Source organism: Methylobacterium sp. Leaf99 (assembly GCF_001422375.1).
GTDB lineage: Bacteria > Pseudomonadota > Alphaproteobacteria > Rhizobiales > Beijerinckiaceae > Methylobacterium.
In genome coordinates, this window is the sequence record NZ_LMMU01000004.1 from 1 (window position 1) to 21782 (window position 21782).

Sequence of the window (21782 nt, forward strand, 5' to 3'; positions counted from 1 at the left end):
GCAACCAAACACCAAACAGACCCAAAAGCCCCCGATCCTCAACGGTCGGGGGCTTTTTGCCGTCCGATGATCGCCCGCCAACGGAGCCGTTCCCATCGAATTGCGAACGAAACCGGTAGTTTGCCAAACCCCTTGCGTTCGAACCGAAAGCCGACTTCCCTGAAAGAAGCCCTGCCGGCGCCTGCGGAGGACACGTCATGGAGATCGACGAGGACAAGATCGACGATGCGGTTCTGGCTCTCCTCCACCTGACCCTCGGCGAGGACGGACGGGCCTGGAAGGACTTTGCCTGGGAGGTCATGAATCGCCTGCACGCCAAGGGGATGATCTATAACCCCATCGGAAAGGCCAAATCGGTTGGACTCACCGAGGAGGGGCTGCGACGGTCGAAGGATCTCTTCGATCACCTCTTCGCGAAATCAAAATGATCGCGTGCCTCAGAACCCACGAAAAAGCCCGCCGAGTCCAAGACTGGCGGGCTGAATTCGTTGGCTGGGGGACGAGGATTCGAACCTCGACTAGAGGAGTCAGAGTCCACTGTTCTACCGTTAAACTATCCCCCAAAGCCCTGACCTAACAGGAGCTTAGGACGGTTTGGTCTGGTCCGCGATCCGTGCCGTGCACCGATCGTTTCGCGCCCGGTCCGTTCCGGTGGAGGGGCGATAGCATGGAGCCGGCGCGGCATGCAAGCGTTCGATTGAGGGCTTTCGCCATCAGGCGATGGCCGGGCCGCCGGTGCGGGCCTCGATCATCCCCAGGGTTCGCAGGATCGCCAGGGCGACGATCTCGGCATCGACCTCCCCTTCCGGGGTCGCCGGCAGGATCGCCACGGTACTGACCTCGTCGTCGGTGAGCAGCCCCGCCACCACCTTGAAGACGTCGCCCTCGGGGGCGGCCTCGTCATGGACCAGGCAGACCCGGCATCCGCCGGCCTCGCCGTAGACGCGCTGGGTGAGCACCTGGACGCGGCTCTCGTCGTTGGGCTCGGCGCGGCGGGGTTGGCCGAAGGTCGGTCGGATGATGTTGTCCATGCCCGCCACTATACCCGAGCCCGGGCGGTTTGTGAGCAGGCCCCTGTCCCGCGGCCGCGTCCCGGGATCGTTCGGGCCGTCAAGGCGATTGACGTGTCATCCCGCGCGGTCACCGGTTAGACGAAGGCGGCTGCCACCTCCCAGGCTTCAGGACGCCCGATGCCGATCTCCACCGCGCGCCTCGCGCAGCGCCATGCCGAACTCGGCGACGCCTTCTACGACGTCGTCGCGCCCGCCGCCTTTCCGAAGGCGATTCCGCGCTACCGCAACCAGCCCTGGGCGGAGCGGATCGGCCTCGGCGACCTGACGGAAGCGGAATGGATCGCACATTTCGGCCGGTTCGACCCCCTGCCCGGCAGTTTCCCGCAGCCCCTCGCCCTGCGCTACCACGGCCACCAGTTCCGCTCGTACAATCCCGAACTCGGCGACGGGCGCGGGTTCCTGTTCGCCCAGGCCTACGATCTGGCCGACGGACGTCTCCTCGATCTCGCCACCAAGGGCAGCGGGCGCACGCCGTGGTCGCGCACGGCCGATGGGCGCCTCACCCTCAAGGGCGGCGTGCGCGAGATCCTCGCCACCGGCATGCTGGAGGCGCTCGGCGTGAACACCTCCAAGACCTTCAGCCTGATCGAGACCGGGGAGGAGCTGGAGCGCGGCGACGAGCCCTCCCCCACCCGCTCGGCGGTCCTCGTGCGGCTCAGCCACTCCCATATCCGCATCGGGTCGTTCCAGCGGTTCCTGGCCCTCGACGAGCCCGACAACATCCTGAAGCTCATGGATCACACGATCCGCACCCACCTGCCCGACCTGTGGCGGGAAGCGGCGCCGGACCGCGCCGTCGCTTTCCTCGAGGAGGTGTGCCGCCGCGTGGCGCGTACGGGCGCCCAGTGGATGGCCGCCGGCTTCGTCCACGGGGTGCTCAACACCGACAACATCAACGTCACCGGCGAGAGCTTCGATTACGGTCCCTGGCGGTTCGTGCCCGTCAACGATCCGGCTTTCACCGCCGCCTATTTCGACGTGCAGGGGCTCTATAGTTTCGGGCGCCAGCCCGAGGCCCTGTTCTGGAACCTCAGCCGTCTCGCCGAATGCCTGACGCCCCTGGCGCCGCAGGACGGGCTCGAAGCGGCCCTCAAGCTGTTCGGTCCGGCCCTGCAGGAGGCCTTCGCCAACGCGCTCCTGGCGCGCCTCGGACTCGCCCGCACGGACGACGACGCGACGCACCGCTTCGTCGCCGCGTTCTGGGGGTTCCTCGCCCGCAGCGGGGCGCCGTTCGAGCGGACCTTCTTCGACTGGTACGGCGGGCTCGCCAGTGCGGCGCGCGCGGCGGCGAGCCCGTCGGCGGCGTTCTATGCCGCGGAGGCGTTCGCTCCCGTGCGGGCGAGCCTGGAGGCGATGGCTCCCGTCGATGCGGGGCGCCTCGCGCATCCGTACTTTGCCGGAAGCGGGCCGTGCACGATGCTGATCGAGGAGGTCGAGGCCCTGTGGGCCCCCATCGCCGACGGGGACGACTGGTCGGCGCTGCATGCCAAGCTCGCCGCCATCGCGAACATGGCCGAGGCCTATGGCACGCGGGCAGGTCCCTCGGCAGCGGCCTCGGCCTGAGATCGCGGCCCTGTTTCCGACACATGCGGCGGTAGGGTGCGGTGACGGCGCCGACGCGGGAGCGCGGGGAAGCGACGATGAGCGAAATCCGAATCCTCGACGGTACCGGCCCTCACGGTGCCTGGACGACGGGGGCCGGCACCTACGAAACCGGCCTGCTGCACCTGCCCGATGGACAGGCTCGCGGCGTCGAGGATCTCGATGCCCTGGAAATCGCCGACGGCCCCGCGTTGCAGCGGCGGGCCGGGATCGCCGGCGGCCTCAGCACCGCCCTCGACGCCACCGGGCCCCTGCCCCGTCCCCTCGGCTTGGCCGCCGCGTTCGTCGGCCTCGGCCTCGGCGCCCTCGGCGGCACCCTGCACGCCACCGCGTCCCTGCAGGCGCGCTTCTCCGATGGGGCGCGTGTCAGGATCGAGACCGATCCCGCCACCGCCGCCGCGATGGTGCGCGATTGGGACGTCGTTCGGCGCGCTCTCTTGCGCCGGGAGGCTCCGGTCCAGCGCCTGCTCGCGCCGCCGGCCGTCCCGCCCCTCGCCCTCCCGGCGCCCGAGCACGATTCGGCCCCGGCCCTGACGTCGATCTTCCAGTACGAGATGCGCAAGGGCCGCCTCCGGCGCCTCGCGTCCGGCAAGGCGCCGGGCGAGACCTAAGCGACGCTTGCTCCACCGGTTCGCCCGATCCCGAGCGGATCGGGGGTCTGCCGCGGGCGGAAACGCGCGCGTTCACATCCCCTCGGCGGCCAGACGCAGCAGGGTCGCCAGGAGCACGCGGGCGCCGGCCTCGATGTCGGGCCCGCTGGCGAACTCGTCGGGGTGATGGCTGATGCCGCCGCGGCAGCGCACGAACAGCATGGCGATGGGGGCGATGGCGGCGAGGGCCATGCCGTCGTGCCCCGCTCCGCTCGGCAGGCGCAGAACCGGATGGCCCTCCGCCGCGATTCCCGCGGCGAGGTGCGCCATCAGCGCCGGGTCGCACGGCGCGCAGGCCGCATCGTGGGTCACCACCCGATCGAGTTCGAGGCCGCGCCGGGTGGCGATCTCCGCGAAGGCGGCGGCGAGGTCGGCCAGGGCGATGCGGCGCTGGCGGTCGTCGGGCGCACGCAGATCGAGGCTGAAGCCGACGCGCCCCGGGATCACGTTCACGGCGCCGGGGGCGGCCAGGATCGTCCCCACGGTGCCGACGAGGCCGGGCTCGGGCGTGCAGCGCGCCTCCACGGCCAGGATGCATTCGGCGGCCCCCGCGAGGGCATCGTGCCGCCCCGCCATCGCCACGGTCCCGGCATGGCCCGCCTCGCCCGTGAGCGTGACGGCAAGCCGCGTCGCGCCGCTGATGGCGGTGACGAGGCCGACGGCGAGGCCGGCCCGCTCCAGGGCCGGGCCCTGCTCGATATGCAGTTCGAGATAGGCGCGCACGGCGCCGGGCGCCCGGGCCGCCTCGCCGATCCGGTCCGGGTCGAACCCGGCGGCCAGGAGCGCCTGCCCCATGGTGATGCCGTCGGCGTCCGGACGGTCGAGGACGTCGCGGGTCAGGGTGCCGGCGAGCGCCCGGCTGCCGATGAGGGTGGTGGCGAAGCGGGTGCCCTCCTCGTCGGCGAAACCCACCACCTCGATGGCGAAGGGCAGGACCACGCCGGTGCGGACCAGGGCGGCGATGCATTCGATGCCCGCCACCACGCCGAGGGGACCGTCGAACCGCCCGGCGTCGCGCACGGTGTCGAGGTGCGAGCCGATCACCACGGCCGGCCCGCCGGGGATGGGACCCTCGATGCGCCCGATGCAGTTGCCGACGGCGTCGATGCGGGCCGTCATCCCGGCCTCGCGCATCCAGTCGAGGACGAGGGCGCTGGCCCGGGCCTGCTCGGGGCTGAGATAGACGCGGGTGATGGCGCCCGGGTCGGCGCTGACGGCGGCGAGCGCGTCGAGCCGGGCGATGATGCGGGGGGCCAGCGCGGCCTGGAATGTGTCGATCACCGGTCTCTCGCTCACGGGGTGGGCCATATCTTAAGGCACGGGAGGGTTCCGCGAAAACCTCGCGGTGCCTTAAGCTCTTGTGGCCGCATGACATAACTCGGGAGTCCGGCGCCCGCCTGTTCGCGCCAGCCGATCGCAGGGCCGGCGACGCACCATCCTGGCCCTCGTCCGCGTCCGCCGGTATGGTCCCGCTCCCACGAGGCCCGAGGCATATGATCCGAAAGAACCACCTGCCCCCCGACGCGACCATCGCCGACGTGGTGGCCGATCTGGAGGATGCGGGCGAGTATCTGCGCCGGGTGCTCGGCAACATGCGCTTCTGCCAGAAGCGGCACGGCGACGCCCACCTGCGCATCGGCATCACGGGCAAGCGTGGCCCCGGCCAGGGCCTCGCCCCGTCCTATCGCATCGACTACCGGACCGGGCCGGAGGCGGCCGAGATGACGGTCTACAACGGGTTCGGCGGCCGTTCGCACAGCGCCTTCACCCCGGTCAACGTCCGCGAGACGAACTGGAGCCGTGGCCACGCCACCATCCAGGAGGTGCAGAAGCTCTATGACGGCCTGCACAAGGCGGAGAGGGAGCGGGCCGAGCGGGACGGATCCGAACCGGGCACGCCCTGACCGGCGCGGTGCCGGCAACCGCGAGCCGGCGGACGGGAGGCATGAGGGTTCCCGCCGGGATGGCTCCGCGTCCTGCCCGATCCAGGCATCATCGGTCCAACTCTCATCGATCCAGGAACGCCAGCAGCGTCCGGTTGACGGCGTCCGCCCGCGTCACGCTGTGGGCATGGCCGCCGGTGGCGACCCGGTCGAGGGTCGCGCAGGCAAGGCCGGCCGTGAGCTCCTCCGAACACGGATAGGGCACCAGAACGTCGTCGTCCGCCGCCATCACCAGGGTCTCGGTGGCGATGTCCTTCAACTGCGCCGTGAGATCGAAGGCTTCGAGCGCCGCGATCCGCGCCAGGACGTTGGCGACCCCCGGAAACTGCGCCAGGGCATGGGCCTCGTCGGCCGCCACCCGCTCGGCGTTCCGGGAGAGCCAGGGCGCCGGATAGAGGAAGATCGCCTGGGCCCTGACGTAGGCCTCCGCGCCGCCGTGTTCGAGCAGAATTTTTCGCGCGGCGAAGCAGCGGCGGGTCGCCGAATCGGCGCGGGCCCAGCCGTTTATGACGACGAGTCGCCCGACGCGTTCCGGACGGGTGCGGGCGAGTTCGAGGCCGATCAGGCCGCCGAGCGCGTGGCCGACCACGTCGCAGCGTTCCGTGCCGGTGGCGTCCATCACCGCGACGAGGTCGGTTGCCATGGCGGCGATGTCGTGGCCGGGCTCCAGGGTGTCGGCCGAGCGGCCGGTGCCGCGATGATCGTAGGTCACCACCCGGAAGCGTGCCGCGAGTGCGTCCATCTGCGGGGCGAAGTAACCGGCCGAGCCGCCGAGTCCCGGCGAGAGCAGGACCGTGCGCGTGCCGGCGCCCCGGACCGCATGGTGGAGCGCCGCTTCCATCTCAGGGCCGCTCGAGATGCGCCACGGAAGCGATCTCGATGAGCGCGTCGGGCTTCACGAGGCCGCACTGGATGCAGTAGCGCGCCGGCTTGTCGCCGGGAAAGTAGGTGGCATAGACGGCGTTGACGGCGGCGTAGTCGGCCCAGTCCTTGAGGAAGATGTGATTGAAGGTCACGTCGTCCATGGTGCCGCCGGCCGCGGTGACGACGCCCTTGATCGTCTCCAGCACGTGCCGGGTCTGGGCCGCCGCGTCGCCCACATGGACGACGTTCGCCTCCGCATCGAGGGGCAAGGTGCCCGAGACGTAGAGTACGCCGTCGGCGAGGGTCCCGGGCACGTAGGGCGCGAGCGGCTTACCGGTGCCGGGCGGGATGATCACGGTCTTGGGCATCTTTGTCGAGGTCTCGCGCGCTGGCGTGTCGGGAACGGTCCGGTCATCGGGACGTGGACAAGATCTTCAGTCAGGCGGCGGCGCGCGCGGCGTCAGACTGCAGGGCCGTCTCGAAGGCGGCCACATCCGAGACCCAGCCGAAGAAAGTCTCGATGTTGGCGAGTGCCCCCGCCTGCAGGGAAGGCGGCCCGGCCTGATGTGTCGCATCCGCGAGGACAATGCCGAAGTATTCGAGGAAGAAACCGTCGCGCAGGGTCGATTCCACGCAGACGTTGGTGGCGATGCCGGTGAAGACCAGGGTGCGGATGCCGCGCGCCCGCAGGAGACCGTCGAGCTGGGTGTGATGGAAGCCGCTGTAGCGGGGCTTGGGCAGGACGATGTCGCCGGACTCCGGTTTCAGCGCATCGATCAGCGCGTAGTCCCAGGTGCCCTTGGCGAGCAGCGTCCCGGCGAGGTCCGGACGCCTGCGCATGGTCTTGAGGGCGTTCGACTTGTGCCAGTTCGGCGAGCCGGGACCGCCGGCCTCGACGTAGGCCGCGTCCCAGCCGTTCTGGAACCAGACGATGGCGATCCCGGCCGCGCGGGCCGCCGCCACGGCTGCGCCGATCCGCTCCACCGTCGCGCCGGTGGTCGAGACGTCGAACCCGGCGAGATCGAGGTAGCCGCCCCTGCTGGCGTAGGCGTTCTGCATGTCGACGACGATGAGGGCGGTGGCCGCTGCGTCGAACGCGATGGGCTCCGGCGAGGCCGCGAGGGTGATCGTGCCGTGGCGTCCGTGCGGATCGTGGTAGCCGGCGACCATCACGCCACCTTCGCCATGGGCTCGGCCGACAGGTGCGCCCGGCTCTTCATCAGGGGCTGGATGCGGGTGCCGTAGGCGTCGAGACCCTTGAGAAAATCATCGAACACGAGGAGCACCCCTTCCGTGCCCGGCACGGTGGCGACGTCGTCGAGCATCCGCGCCACCTCCGCGTAGGACCCCACGAGGGTGCCCATGTTGATGTTCACCGCCGAGGTCGGGTCGGCCATCTGGCGCACGTTGGTGTCGGCCCCCGATCTGGTGTCGGCCGCCCCCTGGACGCCGAGCCACGCGATGGCCTCGGCATCGGCGCCGGCCTTGTAATGCGCCCAGGTGGCGTGGGCGGCCGCGTCGGTCTCGTCGGCGATGATCATGAACAGGACGTAGGAGGAGACGTCGCGGCCGGTCTTCGCCTTGGCGGCCTCGAGGCGCTCCACCGTGGGGGCGAAGGCGGTCGGCGTGTTGACGCCCTTGCCGAAGCAAAAATTGTAGTCGGCGTATTGCGCGGTGAACGCCATCCCGGCGGCCGACTGCCCGGCGCAGATGATCTTCATGTCGGCCTGCGGGCGTGGGCTCAGGCGGCAATCGTCCATCTGGAAGAACTCGCCCTTGCGGTCGCACACGCCGGTCTCCCACAGGTCGCGCAGGACCTGAGCGTACTCGGACAGGTATTCGTATCGGCGGGAAAAATAGTCGTCGCCGGGCCATAGCCCCATCTGGGCATATTCCGGCTTCTGCCAGCCGGTGACGAGGTTGAGGCCGAAGCGGCCGTTCGAGATCGAATCGATGGTGGACGCCATGCGTGCGGTGATGGCCGGCGGCATGCACAGGGTGGCGGCGGTGGCGAACAGCTTGATCCGGCTGGTGACGGCGGCCAATCCCGCCATCAGGGTGAAGGATTCGAGGTTGTGGTCCCAGAACTCGGTCTTGCCGCCGAATCCCCGGAGCTTGATCATCGACAGGGCGAAGTCGAGGCCGTAGCCCTCGGCTTTCAGCACCACCTGCTTGTTCAGTTCGAAGCTCGGTTTGTACTGCGGCGCGTTCTCCGACAGGAGCCAGCCGTTGTTGCCGATGGGAATGAACACGCCGACATTCATGGTCGACCTCGCCGCGAAGGGACCGGAGACCGCGTGGAAGGCGCGTTCCACCGCCCTACGCGGGGCGGAGATCGTCGCCGGCTCCGGGTCTGTCGAACGATATCGAACCGAACCGGAGGGTCAAACGATCCGGGGTCGATTTCGACCGGGTGCCCAAACTCTCTCCGGTTTGCCCAACTGGCGGGCCGGGCCTGCTCGACCACGGAGCGCGTCCGGGGACGCATCGACGACGGTCCCGCGCCGGGCTTCGTGGTCGCCGTGACGGCGGCGCTCCGGCGTCCGGGACGGCAAGCTTTATTCCAACCCCCCCACCGCCGCCTCCACCGCCGCCACGATGGCGCCCGAGCGCAGGAGCGCCAGGGCGTCCACCATCTCGGTGTGGTACCAGCGGTCGCCATCGAGGGCCGGCGGGATCGTTTCGCGAATGGCGGCGAGGGCCGCCTGCGTGCCCTTGCCGATGGGATGATCCTTGGCCACCTCGGCCACGAGGCTGAGGGCCTGGGCCGCCATCAGGAGTTCGCCGGCCACGATCTGCTCGGCGTTCTCCACGATGGTGCGGGCTTTGCGGCCGCACCAGGTCGAGTTCGAGACGTGGTCCTCGGCGTTGGACTTGCCCGGGATCGAATCGACGGAGCCGGGGCTCGACAGGGTGCGGTTCTCCATGACGAGGGCCGAGAGAGTGCATTGCACCGTGGCGAATCCGGTGTTGAGCCCCTTCTTGCCGGCGAGCAGGTTGCGCGGCAGGCCATAGCTCAGGGTCGGGTCGATGAGGCGGAACAGGCGCCGCTCGGAGATCGAGCCGAGATCGGTGATGGCGATGGACAGGAGGTCCATGGCCTGGGCGACGTACTGCCCATGGAAATGCCCGCCCGAAATGCAGGCATAGCCACCCTCGCCGTCGTCGAAGATCAGCGGGTTGTCCGTGGCCGCGTTGATCTCCGTGCCGATGATGCCGCCGATATAGGCCAGGGCCTCGCGCACGGGGCCGTGCACCTGGGGGGCGCAGCGCAGGGAGTACACGTCCTGAACGCGGGGTGGCGGGGCGGTGCCGGGGGCGCGCGCTTCGTCCGGGAACACCGTGTGGCGGGCCGATTCCGTGCAGCGCAGGGAGCCTTCGAGGAGGCGCAGCACGTTGCGGGCGGTGGCGGCCTGGCCCTGGTGCGGGCGCGCGGCGTGCAGGCGGGGATCGAACGCCTTGGTCTCGCAGCGCATGCATTCGAGGCTGAGCGCCAGCGCGATGTCGGCGTGCTTGAGAAGTTTCCTGGAATCCTCCAGGGCCAGGACGCCGAGCGCCAGGGACACCGTGGAGCCGTTGATCAGCGCCGAGGCGTCCTTGGCCTCCAGGGGGAATTCCGGTTCGAGACCCGCGAGGGCCAGGGCCTCGCGGGCCGGCAGGCGCTTGCCCTCGTAGACCATCTCGGCTTCGGCGAACCCACAGATGGCGCCGGCGAGATGGGCCAGCGGCGCCAGGTCTCCGGAGGCTCCCACGGAGCCCTTCTGCGGGATCACCGGCACGAGGCCGGCATTGAGGCAGGCGAGGAGGCGGTCCACCACGGCCACCCGCGGCCCGGAATAGTTCGACGCGAAGGCGTTGGCGCGCAGGAGCATGGTGGCGCGGGCCACCTCCGGGTCGAAGGGCTCGCCCACCCCGGTGGCATGGGCATAGACCGTGCGGCGCTGGTACTCCCGCATCTCGTCCATGCGCACGCGCTGGTCCTTGAACAGGCCCACCCCGGTGTTGAACGAGTACATGAGCGGCGCGTCGTCGTTCATGAAGTTCGCGTCGATGTAGGTGCGGGCCGCGGTGAGGCGCGCGCGGGCCCCGTCCTCCAGGGCGGCCGTGGCCCGGGCGCCCGAGGCGTCCGGCCGGACGACGGCCAGGACGTCGGCGGGCTGGAAGGTCCGGCCGTCGAGGGTGATCGTCGTCATGTCGCGTCTCCGGCGTGCTTCGTTCGTGCGGCGGGCGTCAGCAGGAATCAGGCCGGCGGGTGGTGCCGGGTCCAATGGTCGGCGATGTCGATGCGGCGGGCGATCCAGACCCCGTCGTGGGCGGCGACATGGTTGAGGAACCGGGTGAGCGCGCCGATCCGGCCCGGCCGGCCGACGAGGCGGCAATGCAGGCCCACCGACATCATCTTGGGCGCCGTTTCGCCCTCGGCGTAGAGGGCATCGAAGGTGTCGCACAGGTAGGTCGCGAAGTGATCGGCGGTGTTGAAGCCCTGGGCCGCCACGCAGCGCATGTCGTTGGCGTCGAGCGTGTAGGGCACCACGAGACCATGCCTGTCCGGGCCGCCGATCCAGTAGGGCAGATCGTCGGCGTAGGAATCCGACAGGTAGGTGAAGCCCGCCTCGAGGCCGAGGTCGAGGGTGTGGACCGACGAGCGCCCCGTGTACCAGCCGCGCGGGCGGGCGCCCGTGACCGCGGTGTGAATGCGGATCGCCTCGTCCATGTGCGCCTTCTCGTCCGCACGGGTGAAGTCGCGATAATCGATCCATTTCAGGCCGTGGCAGGCGATCTCCCACTCGGCCTCGCGCATGGCCGCCGCGATGTCGGGCACCCGCGCGAGCGCGTTGGCGACGGCGAACACCGTCACGGGCACCCCGCGCGCCCTGAGGAGCCGCCAGATGCGCCAGAACCCGGCGCGGGACCCGTACTCGTAGAGGGATTCCATGTTCATGTGGCGTTGGCCCGGCCAGGGCTGCGCGCCGACGATCTCGGACAGGAACGCCTCGGACGCCGCGTCCCCGTGCAGGATCGCGTTCTCGGCCCCCTCCTCGTAGTTCAGCACGATCTGCACGGCGATGCGGGCGCCGTTCGGCCAGTGCGGATGAGGCGGCGTGCGGCCGTAGCCGACGAGGTCGCGGGGATAGGTCACGGCGGCGGCCTTCCTGTGCGGAATCTGCGTCCTCGCGCTGTTCGGACGCCGTACGGTGTCCTGTCAACCGATCCGGCACCCCCACCCGCATCCGTGAAGCCCTTGCGCCGCCGGCGTCGGGATGCATCGATGCGCGGGATCGGACCGCGCATGGTCCTTGCCTGTCCACACACGCGCTTCGACGCCCCACCCCGAGGTTTCCCGTGCTCCTGACCCCGCGCGAAAAGGACAAGCTCCTCCTCGCCATGGCCGCCCAGGTCGCCCGCAACCGGCTCGCCCGCGGGGTGAAGCTGAACTATCCCGAGGCCATCGCGCTGATCAGCGATTTCGTGGTCGAGGGCGCCCGCGACGGGCGCTCGGTCTCGGACCTGATGCAGGCAGGCGGGCACGTGCTCACGGCCGAGCAGTGCATGGACGGTATTCCGGAGATGATTCACGACATCCAGGTCGAGGCGACGTTCCCGGACGGCACCAAGCTCGTCACGGTGCACCATCCGATCCGGGGCGCGGCCTCCGCCGAGGTGCCGGGCACGGTGACGACGCTTCCCGGCGACATCGTCTTCAACGCGGGCGCGCCCCGCACCCTGGTGACGGTGTCCAATGTCGGCGACCGGCCGATCCAGGTCGGCTCGCACTACCATTTCTACGAGGTCAATCCCGGCCTGACCTTCGACCGCGAGCAGGCGCGGGGCCAGCGCCTCGACATCGCACCCGGCACGGCGGTGCGCTTCGAGCCCGGCGCCACGCGGGAGGTGGTGCTGGTGCCGCTCGGGGGGGCCCGGACCGTGTACGGCTTCCGCGGCGACTTGATGGGGACGCTTTGACGAGCGGCCACTTGTCCTTACGTTCATCGAGAAAGGTAAGGAGCTGACGGGATGGGACGTTTCGAAGCTACGATGACCTCGAAGGGCCAGTTCACGTTGCCCTCTCGCCTGCGGGCCGCGATGCGTCTGAAGCCCGGCGACAAGCTCGTCTTCGTCGAGGAGGGCGGCGGCTATCGCCTGGAACCGCAGACGGCCACCGTCGCGGATCTGCGCGGGATCGTCCGGGGGCACGGCGACGCGGTGACCTCGGATCAGGTCGCGGAATGGATCGAGGAGAGCCGCGGCGCGCGGTGGACTCGATCCGATGCCGCGACACGGGCCGATGGCGAATGATCGGCGTCGATACCAATGTCCTCCTGCGATGGCTCGTCGATGAAACGCTGTGGCCCATCGACAACCCGGAGCAGGTCGAACTCGCCCGCCGGGCGCTCTCCAATCCGGCCAATCGGTTCTTCATCGGCTGCGTCGTGCTCGCGGAGACGATCTGGGTCCTCGGTAAGCCCCTGCAGCAGCCGAAGGCGGTTCTCGTCGAAGTGCTCGGTCGACTTCTGGGGGCGTCCAATCTCGTCATCGACGCGCGCGCTGCAGGGGCCGATGCCGTCGCGAGCTTTTCTGCCGGGTCCGGTGGTTTCAGCGATCACCTGATCGGCGAGCTCAATCGGCACGGTGGTTGCCGGACGACCTTCACCTTCGACAAGAAGGCCGGGCGCACCGCGACCTTCACGCGCCTCCACGCCTCGTCCAAACCCGGCGGATAGACCCGATGGCCAACATGCCCCCCCGCGCCGCCCTTCCCCGCGCCGCCTATGCCGACATGTTCGGCCCCACCACCGGCGACCGCATCCGGCTCGCCGACACGTCCCTGATGATCGAGGTCGAGCGCGACCACACCACCTATGGCGAGGAGGTGAAGTTCGGCGGCGGCAAGGTGATTCGCGACGGGATGGGCCAGTCCCAGGTCACCAACCAGGACGGGGCGGTGGACACCGTCATCACCAACGCCGTGGTCCTCGACCATTGGGGCGTGGTGAAGTGCGACGTCGGCATCGTGAAGGGGCGGATCGCCAAGCTCGGCAAGGCCGGCAATCCGGACATCCAGCCCGGCGTCGACATCGTCGTCGGCCCCGGCACGGAGGTAATCGCCGGAGAAGGAAAGATCCTCACGGCGGGCGGGTTCGACAGCCACATCCACTACATCTGCCCGCAGCAGATCGAGGAGGCCCTGTGTTCGGGGGTCACCACCATGCTGGGCGGCGGCACCGGGCCGGCGCACGGTACCTTCGCCACCACCTGCACGCCGGGGCCGTGGCACCTCGCCCGGATGATCGAGGCGGCGGATTCGTTTCCGATGAACCTCGCCTTCGCCGGCAAGGGCAACGCCTCGCGCCCCGAGAGCCTCGTCGAGATGATCCGCGCCGGGGCCTGCGCGCTGAAGCTCCACGAGGATTGGGGCACCACGCCCCAGGCCATCGACACCTGCCTCACCGTCGCCGACCTCCACGACGTGCAGGTGATGATCCACTCCGACACCCTCAACGAATCCGGATTCGTCGAGGACACGATCAAAGCCTTCGCAGGGCGGACCATCCACGCCTTCCACACGGAGGGGGCGGGGGGCGGGCACGCGCCGGACATCATCAAGGTGGCGGGGCTGCCTAACGTCCTTCCGTCGTCGACCAATCCCACGCGGCCCTACACGAAGAACACCATCGACGAGCATCTCGACATGCTCATGGTCTGCCACCACCTCGATCCGGCGATCCCCGAGGATCTCGCCTTCGCCGAGAGCCGCATCCGCCGCGAAACCATCGCGGCCGAGGACATCCTGCACGACATCGGCGCCCTCTCGATGATGTCGTCGGACAGCCAGGCCATGGGTCGGGTCGGCGAGGTGGTCATCCGCACCTGGCAGACGGCGGACAAGATGAAGCGCCAGCGGGGCGCCCTGCCCGGCGATGCCTCGGGCCACGACAACCTGCGGGCGCGCCGCTACATCGCGAAATACACCATCAACCCGGCCATCGCCCACGGCGTCTCGGCCCATGTCGGCTCGGTGGAGCCCGGCAAGCTCGCCGACCTGGTGCTGTGGATGCCCGCCTTCTTCGGGGTGAAGCCCGACCTCGTGATCAAGGGCGGCATGATCGCCACGGCGCCCATGGGCGACCCCAACGCCTCGATCCCGACGCCGCAGCCGGTGCATTACCGCCCGATGTTCGGGGCCATCGGCCGTTCGCCGTTCGCCACCGCCCTCACCTTCGTGTCGAAGGCCGCCATCGAGGACGGCTTGGGCGAGCGGCTCGGGGTGCAGAAGCGGCTGGTGGCCGTCGAGAACGTGCGCGGCGGCATCTCGAAGAAGAGCATGATCCTCAACGACGCCACGCCGAACATCGAGGTCGATTCCGAGACCTACGATGTCCGCGCCGACGGGGAACTTCTGGTGTGCGAGCCGGCCGAGGTGCTGCCCATGGCGCAGCGGTACTTCCTGTTTTGAGGTAGGATGGCGGCGATGCCAGCGGAGGCCCCATGTCCAAGGCTGCCCTGAGCCCACCCCCGGGCCGGACTCTTCCCGAGCCAGATCTCTACGACACCGATCTGTACCTTTGGACGCAGGTTCAGGCCGTCCTGCTCCGAACGGGCCGGCGGCGGGACATCGACTGGCACCATCTGGCCGAAGAGATCGAGAGCGTGGGCGGATCGCAGAAATCCGAGATTCGGAATTGGCTGGCGATCCTGCTGCAGCATCTCCTGAAATGGGAGTTCCAGCCGGAGAAACGCAAGTATGGCTGGCGCGCCTCCATCGTCGAACAGCGTCTCCAGATCGACGGCCTTGTCGACGTCAGTCCGAGCCTGAAATCCTGGCCCGACGCCGTGCTCTCCAAGAGTTATCGCCTCGCCCGCGTGCGGGTCGCGGACGAGACCGGTCTCTCCGAGGGGACGTTTCCGGAAACCTGTCCTTATGCCATGGCGCAGATCCTCGATGAGGGGTTCTATCCCGGTCCGATGAGCCCGGACGTCACCTGATGCGGTTTTCCCTTAGGACGTCTCCGTCCCTCCCCCGGTTGCCCCTTCCATGATCCGCGCCACCCACGTCCTGCGCCGCGACGCCCTCGCGGGCGAGATCGTCGACCGCATCGTCCTCGACCACGGCGACCGCCATCGCCGCCGCATGGCCATGCGGGGGGTGGGCGGGGTGGCGTTCCTCCTCGATCTCGCCGAACCGACGGTGCTCGACGACGGCGACGCCCTCGTGCTTCAGGACGGGCGCCTCGTCTGGGTCGAGGCCGCGCCGGAGCGGCTGCTGGCGATTCGGGCCGCCGACGACCATGCCCTCAAGCGGCTGATCTGGCATATCGGCAACCGGCACATCCCGGCCGAGATCGCGCCGGATGCGGTCTACATCGCCTACGACCACGTCCTCGCCGAGATGGTGCGGGGCTTAGGCGGCACCGCCGAGGCGGTGGAGCGCCCGTTCCGCCCCGAGGGCGGCGCCTATGCGGGCGAGGCCGCCGGCCATCACCACCACGGGCATCACCACGATCACGATCACGCGCATCCGCACGCCCCTTCCCACGCCCATGATTGAGGCCCTGCGCCTGATGGCGTGGCTGTCGCCGAGCTATCCCGTGGGGGCCTATGCCTATTCGCACGGGCTCGAATCGGCGGTGGAATCCGGCGAGGTGTTCGGGGAGGCCTCCCTCGGCGAATGGCTCGCCGACGTGCTCGAACTGGGATCGGGCCGCAACGACCTCGTCCTCGCCGCGCACGCCCATGGCGCTGCCCTTGCGGGGGATGCGCAAGGGCTTGCCGATCTCAACGACCTCGCCCTGGCGCTGGCCCCATCGCGAGAACTTCACCTGGAGACGAGCCAGCAGGGCCGCAGCTTCCTCGACGCCACCCTGGCGGCCTGGCCCGCCCCTGCCCTCGCCCGCCTTGCCGAAGCCCTGCCCGGCCCGGTGGCTTATCCCGTAATGGTCGGCCTCGCGGCCGGCGCCCACGGCATGGCACTGCCCCCGACCCTCGCGGCCTTCGGCCTCGCCTTCCTGCAGAACCTCGTCTCGGCGGCCCTGCGCTGCGCACCCATCGGGCAGAGCGCCGGCACCCGGGTGATCGCGTCCCTGACCCCGCGCGTGGTGGCGCTCGCGGCCGCCGTTCCGGACCTCGGCCTCGACGACCTCGGCAGCGCGACGCTGCGCCTCGATCTCGGCTCGTTCCGGCACGAGACCCAGTACTCCCGCATCTTCCGCTCGTGAGACCGACCCCATGACCTCTCCCAACGGCCCGCTTCGCGTCGGCATCGGCGGCCCCGTCGGCTCCGGCAAGACCGCCCTGATGGAGCAGCTCTGCAAGCGGTTCCGCGATGTCTACGAGATCTGCGCCATCACCAACGACATCTATACGAAGGAGGATGCCCGCATCCTCACCGTGGCCGGCGCCCTGCCGGAGGAGCGGATCATGGGCGTCGAGACCGGCGGCTGCCCGCACACGGCGATCCGCGAGGACGCGTCCATCAACCTCGCGGCCGTGGCCGAGATGCGCCGGCGGTTCCCGAAGCTCGACCTGATCCTCATCGAATCCGGAGGCGACAACCTCGCCGCCACCTTCTCGCCGGAGCTCGCCGACCTCACCCTCTACGTCATCGATGTCGCCGGCGGCGAGAAGATCCCCCGCAAGGGCGGCCCCGGCATCACCCGCTCCGATCTCCTCATCGTCAACAAGACCGACCTCGCGCCCCTCGTCGGCGCCGACCTCGGCGTGATGGAGGCCGACACCAAGCGGATGCGGGGCCAGCGCCCCTACGTGTTCGCCTCGCTCCGCGACGGCCACGGCGCCGACACCGTCGCCCGCTTCATCGTGGAGGCCGGAGGGCTTGCCTGAGCCGGTAGCGGGCACCATCCGCGAGGTCTTTCTGGCCTTCCTGAAGCTCGGCCTCACGGCCTTCGGCGGCCCCGTCGCCCATCTCGGGTACTTTCGCGAGGCGTTCGTGGCGCGGCGGCGCTGGATCGACGAGGCGGGCTACGCCGACCTCGTCGCCCTGTGCCAGTTCCTCCCCGGTCCCGCCTCGAGCCAGGTCGGGTTCGCGCTGGGAACCTTGCGTGCCGGGAGCCTGTGGGGCGGTCTCGCGGCCTTTGCCGGCTTCACCCTGCCCTCCGCCCTCATCCTCGTCGGCATCGCCTACGGCGCCGGATCGGGCGGGCCGATCCTGTCGGGCCTCCTCCACGGCCTTAAGCTCGTGGCCGTGGCGGTGGTGGCCCAGGCCGTGTGGGGCATGGCCCGGACCCTGGCGCCGGACCCGACCCGCGCCGGGATCGCGCTCGGCGCCCTCTGGCTCGCGGTGCTCGCGCCCACATCCCTCGGCCAAGTCGGTGCGATCGGGGTCGGCGCCGTCGCCGGCCTCGCCCTGTGCCGGGGGGCGGCCCCCGCCCCTGTCGGGTACCTCGCCGTTCCCCTGTCCCGGCGCACGGGGGTCGTGGCGCTGGCGCTGTTCTTCGGACTGCTGGCCGGCCTGCCGATCCTGGCCGTCTGGCTGCCCTCGCAGGGGATCGCCGTGGTCGATGCGTTCTACCGGGCCGGTGCCCTCGTCTTCGGCGGCGGCCACGTGGTGCTGCCGCTCCTGCGGGCCGGCACCGTCGATCCGGGCTGGATCGGTGCCGCCGCGTTCCTCGCCGGCTACGGCGCGGCGCAGGCGGTGCCGGGGCCGCTCTTCACCTTCGCGGCCTATCTCGGCGCCATCCTGACGCCGCCGCCGAACGGCCTCTTCGGCGCCGGCCTGGCGCTCTCGGCGATCTTCCTGCCCGGCCTCCTCCTCGTCACCGGCGCCCTGCCGTTCTGGGACGAACTCCGCAAGAAGCCCCTGGCCCAGGCGGCCCTGCGCGGCGGCAACGCCGCCGTGGTCGGGCTTCTCGCCGCCGCCCTCTACGATCCGGTCTGGACGGGGGCCATCGGCAATGCCCGCGACGTCGCCGTGGCGGCCACCGCCTTCGTGCTGCTGACGGTGGGCGGCGTCGCGCCCTGGATCGTCGTCGGGCTCACGGCCCTCGCCGGCCTCGCCCTCGCCGGCTGATCAGATACCGGCGTACCAGGGGAAGCCGAGTTCGGCGACCATGCTGCCGCGGCCCTTGCCGTAGCCGTCGACGCGCTCGGCCGCCTCGATGGCAGCGATGTATTTCAGGCTCTTGTAGCCGAGCTGGCGCTCGACCCGCAGGCGCAACGGGGCGCCGTGCTTTACCGGCAGATCCCCCCCGTTCATGCCGTAGGCGAGGATGGTCTGGGGGTGGAGGGCGTCGAACAGGTCGTAGCTGTCCCACCAGCCATCGACGCTGCGGATGACGATGAAGCGCGCCTGGGGTTTGAGCCCGACATGGGCGAGGAGGTGGGCGAGCGGCACGCCGGTCCACTCGCCGATGGCCGACCAGCCCTGCTCGCAGGAATGCAGGGTCACCTGGGTGCGCGATGGCATCGCCTTGAGTTCGGTGAGCGAGAACGCGCCGGGCCGCTCGACGAGGCCGGTGACCGGCAGCTTCCAGTCGGCGAACTCAACCCCCTTCGAGCGCTTGTAGGCGGGGTCATCGGGATCGGTGGTGTTGATGGTCGGGAACACCGTCGAGATCCGGCTGTGGTCGAACTCGCGCACCAGGGGCTGGTGTCTGAGCAGCCAGCGCTGGACCGCGAAGGTGAGACCGTTGCTCCAGTCGTAGGGGGTGGCCAGATGCGACAGGGCCGGCGCGTCGCACCCGCTGACGAGGCCGGCCCCGAGGAGCGCCCCCGAGCCCGTGAGGAGGCGGCGGCGCGACAGGTCACGCATCGGGTGTCTCCCGGGAGGCTGGCGATTCGGAAGGAACGGCGAGACGCCCGGTGATCATCGAGCGCGTGAGGTTGACGGCCCCGCCGACGAAGACCTGACCGACATGGACCAGGAGGAACAGGACCAGCAGGCTGGCGAAGACGAAGTGCAGGGTGCGGGCCGATTGCCGGCCGCCGAACAGGGTGAAGAGTTCGGGAAACGCCGCCGTGACGCCGGGCGACATGGTCAGCCCGGTCAGCACCATCAGGGGGAACAGTCCCAGGATCACGGCGAGATAGGCGAGTTTCTGCAGGGCGTTGTAGCGCAGGGCCTCGCGTCCCTCGGGTGGCCGCAGGCGGGCATGGTCGGCGATCTCCCGGGCGAGATGGCCGGGCGCCAGCTGGTCCCGGTCCGGCAGGAGGTTGCGGCGCAGGTGGCCGCCGACGAGCGAGACGAGGAGGTAGAGGCCGCCGTTGAGGACGAGGATCCAGGCGGCGAGGAAGTGCAGGTTGCGGCCCCAGCCGGTCTGTTCGAGGTTCACCGGCAGGGGCAGCACGAGGGCGGCGGGGGCGTCGTTGGCCCCGGTCTCGCCCCAGAACAGGCGTGGCAGGGCGAGCAGGATGGCGACGCCGCTGACGAGGAGCGCCCCGAACGCGGCCGTGTTCACCCAATGGGTCAGGCGCACGAAGGCGCGATGCCGGAACACCGTCTGCCGTGGCACCCGGCCGGTCATGAATCCACAGCGCGCAGCACGTCGAGGCGGTAGCGCTCCGTGCGGGTCTGCCGGCATGGCTCCAGGGTGCCCGCCGTCCCGGCGATGAGGGCCTCGACGGCGTCGTCCCCGCTCAGCGGATAATTCGTCTCGCCGGTCCAGTGGACGAGGACGATCTCGGCGCCGGGCTTCACCGCCTGCACCATGTGTCCGGCGAGGCGGGCGAGGTCGGCGCGGGTGAAGAAGTACAGCACCTCCGACACAAGGATGAGGTCGAACCGGCCGGGCGGCCATTCGTCGGGCACCGCCGCGCGCAGGAACGCGACGTGCGGGCTGCCGGCGCAGCGCGCCCGGGCCGCGTCGAGGGCGGTCTCGGCCACGTCGAGGGAGAGGAGCCGGGTGCAGCGCTCCGCCAGCCGCCTTGTCAGGACGCCGATGGAGCAGCCCACCTCAAGGGCCTCGCCGTAGGTCTCCCGCGAGAGCGCCGCCAGGGTGGCGTCGTATTTCGCCGCCTCGTAGGCGCTGGTGGTGAACCCCCAGGGGTCCGGATTCCCGGCATAGATGCCCTCGAAGTAATCGGGCGGGAGCGAGGCGGTGGACCGGGTCATGCGGCGCAATCGGGTTGGCGGTCGACGGGGCTCCTGTCCAATGTGCCTTCGTCGCGGTGATCGCGCCAGAGGGCATCGGCCGGTCGGTCATCGGCGAGGACGTGGGCCGCCGCATGCGTCAGGGCGCGATCGGGTCCGGGCTGGCGCAGGTAGGTGGCGAGATCGCGCATGAGCCGCTCCAGGGGGTGCGTCTGCAGGAAGCCGGCGAGCCCCACGGAGCGTTGCGCGCGCTCCAGCACGTCGAGGCCGGCCCGCTCCACGGCGAGGCGGGTGAGGTTGACGTAGGCGATCACCCGCGCCGGTTCCGCATCGGGATCGGCCGCCATGGCAGCGGCGCGGCCGACGAACAGCCGCGCCGTCTCCACGGCGATGGCCGCCTCGCCGAGGCGTGCCGCCTGATGCGGGTCACCGCCGCGCCCGGTGGCGACGAGGTGCGTCCGCAGGCTGTCGAACACCGCCTCGATCCCGCCGAGCTGTACGGCGGTGAAGCGCCAGGCGCCGGCGGAGAAGTGCGGCTCGCGGAAGTAATCGTCGGCCTCCCCCACGGCTGCCTGGGCATCCACGGACAGGCCGGTGAAATCGAGCACCCCCGAAGTCGAGGCGCGCATGCCGTGGGCGCACCACGACGATAGGTCGGCCCGCGTGCCGGGCTCGAGGGTGACGACGAGCATCTGCTGGCGCCCATCGGGCCGGCGCGCGGTGACGAGGGGACGCGTCACCGATCCGGCACCCGAGGCGAAGGACTTCACGCCCGCGAGCCGGCCGGTTCCGTCGGGATCGAGGTCGAGGCCGCCGGACTGGGGCTGGGTGTTCCACACCCCGAACAGGTGCCCGGCGCGGATATCGGCCACGAGACGTTCGAGCACGGGCCCGGACGCGTAGCGCAGGATCAGCGACAGAGCGTTGACGTGGCCTTCGTAGAGCCGCCCGAGGGCGAGGCTGCCGCGGCCGACCTCCGCCAGCACGTCGAGCAGCACGGGGGCGAGGGCCGGCGCATCGAGGCCGGACCCGCCGAGCGCCATAGGAAGGGGGGCCGCCAGCAGGCCGGCCTCGTGGCAATGGACGATGTCGTGCTCGGGAAACCCGCCGGTGCGGTCGAGGGCGTCCGCCCGCTCGGCGGCGAGGCGCGCGACGGACCGGGCGGCGGCACGGATTCGGGAGCCAGTCTCAATGCGGTCGGGGACGATGAAATTCATCCCCGTGAACATGGAACACGCCAGCGTATTCGCCAGTCGCCGACGGTGTCTTTTACGGTAAAACGTGTCCTGCACAGGCGGGCGAATCGTTACGCGATCGGCGGGATGGGCCGCGCGTCTCCGTGCCCGGCGACAGGATGCGCAGGTCCCGCGGCGTCGCGCGGGCGGCCGACGCTACGGTGACGCGGGAGCAGGCGGAAACGGCGACGATGACGGCGGCACCCACCAGGGTCTTGGCGGTCTCGGTATCCCCGGGCTGAAATCCTGAAAACGATCTCGGGTCGCCGACGATGCGCGGCGAAAGCCGTGACGACGCGTTCAACGTGGCCCCAGCTCCCGCGCCGTGACACTGCCATGCGCACCGCCCATCCGGTCCGGCGGCGCCGGGG

General features: G+C 70.2%; 24 protein-coding genes, 1 tRNA gene and 1 pseudogene. 13 read left to right on the forward strand and 13 right to left on the reverse strand.

The window, feature by feature from the left end:
• The first annotated feature begins 197 nt into the window (after nt 1-197).
• Nucleotides 198-428 carry a DUF6429 family protein gene (locus ASF28_RS10680; RefSeq protein WP_056091892.1) on the forward strand — a complete coding sequence of 77 codons (231 nt, stop codon included), beginning with the start codon at nt 198-200 and terminating at the stop codon, nt 426-428.
• Nucleotides 429-489: 61 nt separating this feature from the next.
• Here the strand turns inward: ASF28_RS10680 and ASF28_RS10685 are convergent.
• Nucleotides 490-563, reverse strand: a tRNA-Gln gene (locus ASF28_RS10685).
• 150 nt (nt 564-713) lie between these two features.
• Nucleotides 714-1031, reverse strand: a complete 318-nt coding sequence (locus tag ASF28_RS10690) for a hypothetical protein (protein WP_056091896.1) — start codon at nt 1029-1031, stop codon at nt 714-716.
• Between the two features lie 159 nt (nt 1032-1190).
• Between ASF28_RS10690 and ASF28_RS10695 the strand changes: the two genes are divergently transcribed.
• Entirely contained in the window at nt 1191-2636 is a 1446-nt protein-coding gene (locus tag ASF28_RS10695) for a protein adenylyltransferase SelO (protein WP_056091899.1), read from the forward strand.
• Nucleotides 2637-2713: 77 nt separating this feature from the next.
• Entirely contained in the window at nt 2714-3286 is a 573-nt protein-coding gene (locus ASF28_RS10700) for a hypothetical protein (protein WP_056091900.1), read from the forward strand.
• A 72-nt stretch (nt 3287-3358) separates the two neighbouring features.
• Here ASF28_RS10700 and ASF28_RS10705 read toward each other — a convergent pair whose 3' ends face one another.
• Nucleotides 3359-4606, reverse strand: coding sequence for an allantoate amidohydrolase (locus tag ASF28_RS10705; RefSeq protein WP_244474985.1), 1248 nt, complete (start codon nt 4604-4606; stop codon nt 3359-3361).
• A gap of 212 nt (nt 4607-4818) precedes the next feature.
• On the opposite strand from ASF28_RS10705, the gene ASF28_RS10710 reads away from it, so the two are divergent.
• Complete coding sequence (locus tag ASF28_RS10710; protein WP_056091906.1) at nt 4819-5229, forward strand: hypothetical protein; 411 nt, start codon at nt 4819-4821, stop codon at nt 5227-5229.
• Nucleotides 5230-5332: 103 nt separating this feature from the next.
• On the opposite strand, the gene rutD is transcribed toward ASF28_RS10710, so the two are convergent.
• The 6 genes and pseudogenes from rutD to puuE all read right to left on the reverse strand — a co-directional run.
• Nucleotides 5333-6109 carry a pyrimidine utilization protein D gene (gene rutD / locus ASF28_RS10715; RefSeq protein WP_056091909.1) on the reverse strand — a complete coding sequence of 259 codons (777 nt, stop codon included), beginning with the start codon at nt 6107-6109 and terminating at the stop codon, nt 5333-5335.
• A gap of 1 nt (nt 6110) precedes the next feature.
• Nucleotides 6111-6500, reverse strand: a complete 390-nt coding sequence (gene rutC / locus ASF28_RS10720; RefSeq protein WP_056091911.1) for a pyrimidine utilization protein C — start codon at nt 6498-6500, stop codon at nt 6111-6113.
• Between the two features lie 70 nt (nt 6501-6570).
• Nucleotides 6571-7302, reverse strand: coding sequence for a pyrimidine utilization protein B (rutB, locus tag ASF28_RS10725; protein WP_056091913.1), 732 nt, complete (start codon nt 7300-7302; stop codon nt 6571-6573).
• A complete protein-coding gene (gene rutA / locus ASF28_RS10730; protein ID WP_056092041.1) occupies nt 7302-8396 on the reverse strand; it encodes a pyrimidine utilization protein A in 1095 nt (364 codons plus the stop codon). The genes rutB and rutA overlap by 1 nt, the downstream gene beginning before the upstream one ends.
• A gap of 294 nt (nt 8397-8690) precedes the next feature.
• On the reverse strand, nt 8691-10325 hold the full coding sequence (locus ASF28_RS10735; RefSeq protein WP_056091916.1) for an HAL/PAL/TAL family ammonia-lyase: 1635 nt from the start codon (nt 10323-10325) through the stop codon (nt 8691-8693).
• A gap of 56 nt (nt 10326-10381) precedes the next feature.
• A pseudogene (gene puuE / locus ASF28_RS10740) lies at nt 10382-11272 on the reverse strand (allantoinase PuuE); the annotation flags it as partial.
• Between the two features lie 203 nt (nt 11273-11475).
• Here puuE and ASF28_RS10745 point away from each other — a divergent pair.
• The 9 genes from ASF28_RS10745 to chrA are packed head-to-tail and all read left to right on the forward strand — an operon-like array spanning nt 11476 to nt 18157.
• Complete coding sequence (locus tag ASF28_RS10745) at nt 11476-12096, forward strand: urease subunit gamma (RefSeq protein ID WP_056091920.1); 621 nt, start codon at nt 11476-11478, stop codon at nt 12094-12096.
• 51 nt (nt 12097-12147) lie between these two features.
• Nucleotides 12148-12429: an AbrB/MazE/SpoVT family DNA-binding domain-containing protein gene (locus ASF28_RS10750; protein ID WP_082476466.1), complete on the forward strand. Its 282-nt coding sequence runs from the start codon at nt 12148-12150 to the stop codon at nt 12427-12429.
• Nucleotides 12426-12854: a PIN domain-containing protein gene (locus ASF28_RS10755; RefSeq protein WP_056091931.1), complete on the forward strand. Its 429-nt coding sequence runs from the start codon at nt 12426-12428 to the stop codon at nt 12852-12854. Before ASF28_RS10750 ends, ASF28_RS10755 begins: the two co-directional genes overlap by 4 nt.
• 5 nt (nt 12855-12859) lie before the next feature.
• On the forward strand, nt 12860-14587 hold the full coding sequence (gene ureC / locus ASF28_RS10760) for an urease subunit alpha (RefSeq protein WP_056091934.1): 1728 nt from the start codon (nt 12860-12862) through the stop codon (nt 14585-14587).
• A gap of 32 nt (nt 14588-14619) precedes the next feature.
• Nucleotides 14620-15117 (forward strand): DUF29 domain-containing protein, encoded by a 498-nt coding sequence (locus tag ASF28_RS10765; protein ID WP_056091937.1) that lies wholly within the window; start codon nt 14620-14622, stop codon nt 15115-15117.
• A 49-nt stretch (nt 15118-15166) separates the two neighbouring features.
• Nucleotides 15167-15679 (forward strand): urease accessory protein UreE, encoded by a 513-nt coding sequence (locus tag ASF28_RS10770; RefSeq protein ID WP_056091940.1) that lies wholly within the window; start codon nt 15167-15169, stop codon nt 15677-15679.
• Nucleotides 15672-16346 (forward strand): urease accessory protein UreF, encoded by a 675-nt coding sequence (locus tag ASF28_RS10775; protein ID WP_056091944.1) that lies wholly within the window; start codon nt 15672-15674, stop codon nt 16344-16346. Before ASF28_RS10770 ends, ASF28_RS10775 begins: the two co-directional genes overlap by 8 nt.
• A 10-nt stretch (nt 16347-16356) precedes the next feature.
• Nucleotides 16357-16971 (forward strand): urease accessory protein UreG, encoded by a 615-nt coding sequence (gene ureG, locus ASF28_RS10780; RefSeq protein WP_056091947.1) that lies wholly within the window; start codon nt 16357-16359, stop codon nt 16969-16971.
• Entirely contained in the window at nt 16964-18157 is a 1194-nt protein-coding gene (gene chrA / locus ASF28_RS10785) for a chromate efflux transporter (protein ID WP_056091950.1), read from the forward strand. The genes ureG and chrA overlap by 8 nt, the downstream gene beginning before the upstream one ends.
• On the opposite strand, the gene ASF28_RS10790 is transcribed toward chrA, so the two are convergent.
• The 4 genes from ASF28_RS10790 to ASF28_RS10805 are packed head-to-tail and all read right to left on the reverse strand — an operon-like array spanning nt 18158 to nt 21393.
• Nucleotides 18158-18898: a molybdopterin-dependent oxidoreductase gene (locus tag ASF28_RS10790; protein WP_056091952.1), complete on the reverse strand. Its 741-nt coding sequence runs from the start codon at nt 18896-18898 to the stop codon at nt 18158-18160.
• On the reverse strand, nt 18891-19610 hold the full coding sequence (locus ASF28_RS10795) for a cytochrome b/b6 domain-containing protein (protein ID WP_056091954.1): 720 nt from the start codon (nt 19608-19610) through the stop codon (nt 18891-18893). Before ASF28_RS10795 ends, ASF28_RS10790 begins: the two co-directional genes overlap by 8 nt.
• Nucleotides 19607-20197, reverse strand: coding sequence for a class I SAM-dependent DNA methyltransferase (locus ASF28_RS10800; protein ID WP_056091957.1), 591 nt, complete (start codon nt 20195-20197; stop codon nt 19607-19609). The genes ASF28_RS10795 and ASF28_RS10800 overlap by 4 nt, the downstream gene beginning before the upstream one ends.
• A complete protein-coding gene (locus ASF28_RS10805; RefSeq protein ID WP_056092043.1) occupies nt 20194-21393 on the reverse strand; it encodes an acyl-CoA dehydrogenase family protein in 1200 nt (399 codons plus the stop codon). Before ASF28_RS10805 ends, ASF28_RS10800 begins: the two co-directional genes overlap by 4 nt.
• Nucleotides 21394-21782: the final 389 nt, after the last annotated feature.

Bases quoted from the DNA above. Each gene is read 5' to 3' on its own strand.
- ASF28_RS10680 (WP_056091892.1), top strand. From the start codon at position 198: ATGGAGATCGACGAGGACAAGATCGACGATGCGGTTCTGGCTCTCCTC.
- ASF28_RS10690 (WP_056091896.1), bottom strand. From the start codon at position 1,031: ATGGACAACATCATCCGACCGACCTTCGGCCAACCCCGCCGCGCCGAG.
- ASF28_RS10695 (WP_056091899.1), top strand. From the start codon at position 1,191: ATGCCGATCTCCACCGCGCGCCTCGCGCAGCGCCATGCCGAACTCGGC.
- ASF28_RS10700 (WP_056091900.1), top strand. From the start codon at position 2,714: ATGAGCGAAATCCGAATCCTCGACGGTACCGGCCCTCACGGTGCCTGG.
- ASF28_RS10710 (WP_056091906.1), top strand. From the start codon at position 4,819: ATGATCCGAAAGAACCACCTGCCCCCCGACGCGACCATCGCCGACGTG.
- rutD (WP_056091909.1), bottom strand. From the start codon at position 6,109: ATGGAAGCGGCGCTCCACCATGCGGTCCGGGGCGCCGGCACGCGCACG.
- rutC (WP_056091911.1), bottom strand. From the start codon at position 6,500: ATGCCCAAGACCGTGATCATCCCGCCCGGCACCGGTAAGCCGCTCGCG.
- rutB (WP_056091913.1), bottom strand. From the start codon at position 7,302: ATGGTCGCCGGCTACCACGATCCGCACGGACGCCACGGCACGATCACC.
- rutA (WP_056092041.1), bottom strand. From the start codon at position 8,396: ATGAATGTCGGCGTGTTCATTCCCATCGGCAACAACGGCTGGCTCCTG.
- ASF28_RS10735 (WP_056091916.1), bottom strand. From the start codon at position 10,325: ATGACGACGATCACCCTCGACGGCCGGACCTTCCAGCCCGCCGACGTC.
- ASF28_RS10750 (WP_082476466.1), top strand. From the start codon at position 12,148: ATGGGACGTTTCGAAGCTACGATGACCTCGAAGGGCCAGTTCACGTTG.
- ASF28_RS10755 (WP_056091931.1), top strand. From the start codon at position 12,426: ATGATCGGCGTCGATACCAATGTCCTCCTGCGATGGCTCGTCGATGAA.
- ureC (WP_056091934.1), top strand. From the start codon at position 12,860: ATGGCCAACATGCCCCCCCGCGCCGCCCTTCCCCGCGCCGCCTATGCC.
- ASF28_RS10765 (WP_056091937.1), top strand. From the start codon at position 14,620: ATGTCCAAGGCTGCCCTGAGCCCACCCCCGGGCCGGACTCTTCCCGAG.
- ASF28_RS10770 (WP_056091940.1), top strand. From the start codon at position 15,167: ATGATCCGCGCCACCCACGTCCTGCGCCGCGACGCCCTCGCGGGCGAG.
- ASF28_RS10775 (WP_056091944.1), top strand. From the start codon at position 15,672: ATGATTGAGGCCCTGCGCCTGATGGCGTGGCTGTCGCCGAGCTATCCC.
- ureG (WP_056091947.1), top strand. From the start codon at position 16,357: ATGACCTCTCCCAACGGCCCGCTTCGCGTCGGCATCGGCGGCCCCGTC.
- ASF28_RS10790 (WP_056091952.1), bottom strand. From the start codon at position 18,898: ATGCGTGACCTGTCGCGCCGCCGCCTCCTCACGGGCTCGGGGGCGCTC.
- ASF28_RS10795 (WP_056091954.1), bottom strand. From the start codon at position 19,610: ATGACCGGCCGGGTGCCACGGCAGACGGTGTTCCGGCATCGCGCCTTC.
- ASF28_RS10800 (WP_056091957.1), bottom strand. From the start codon at position 20,197: ATGACCCGGTCCACCGCCTCGCTCCCGCCCGATTACTTCGAGGGCATC.
- ASF28_RS10805 (WP_056092043.1), bottom strand. From the start codon at position 21,393: ATGAATTTCATCGTCCCCGACCGCATTGAGACTGGCTCCCGAATCCGT.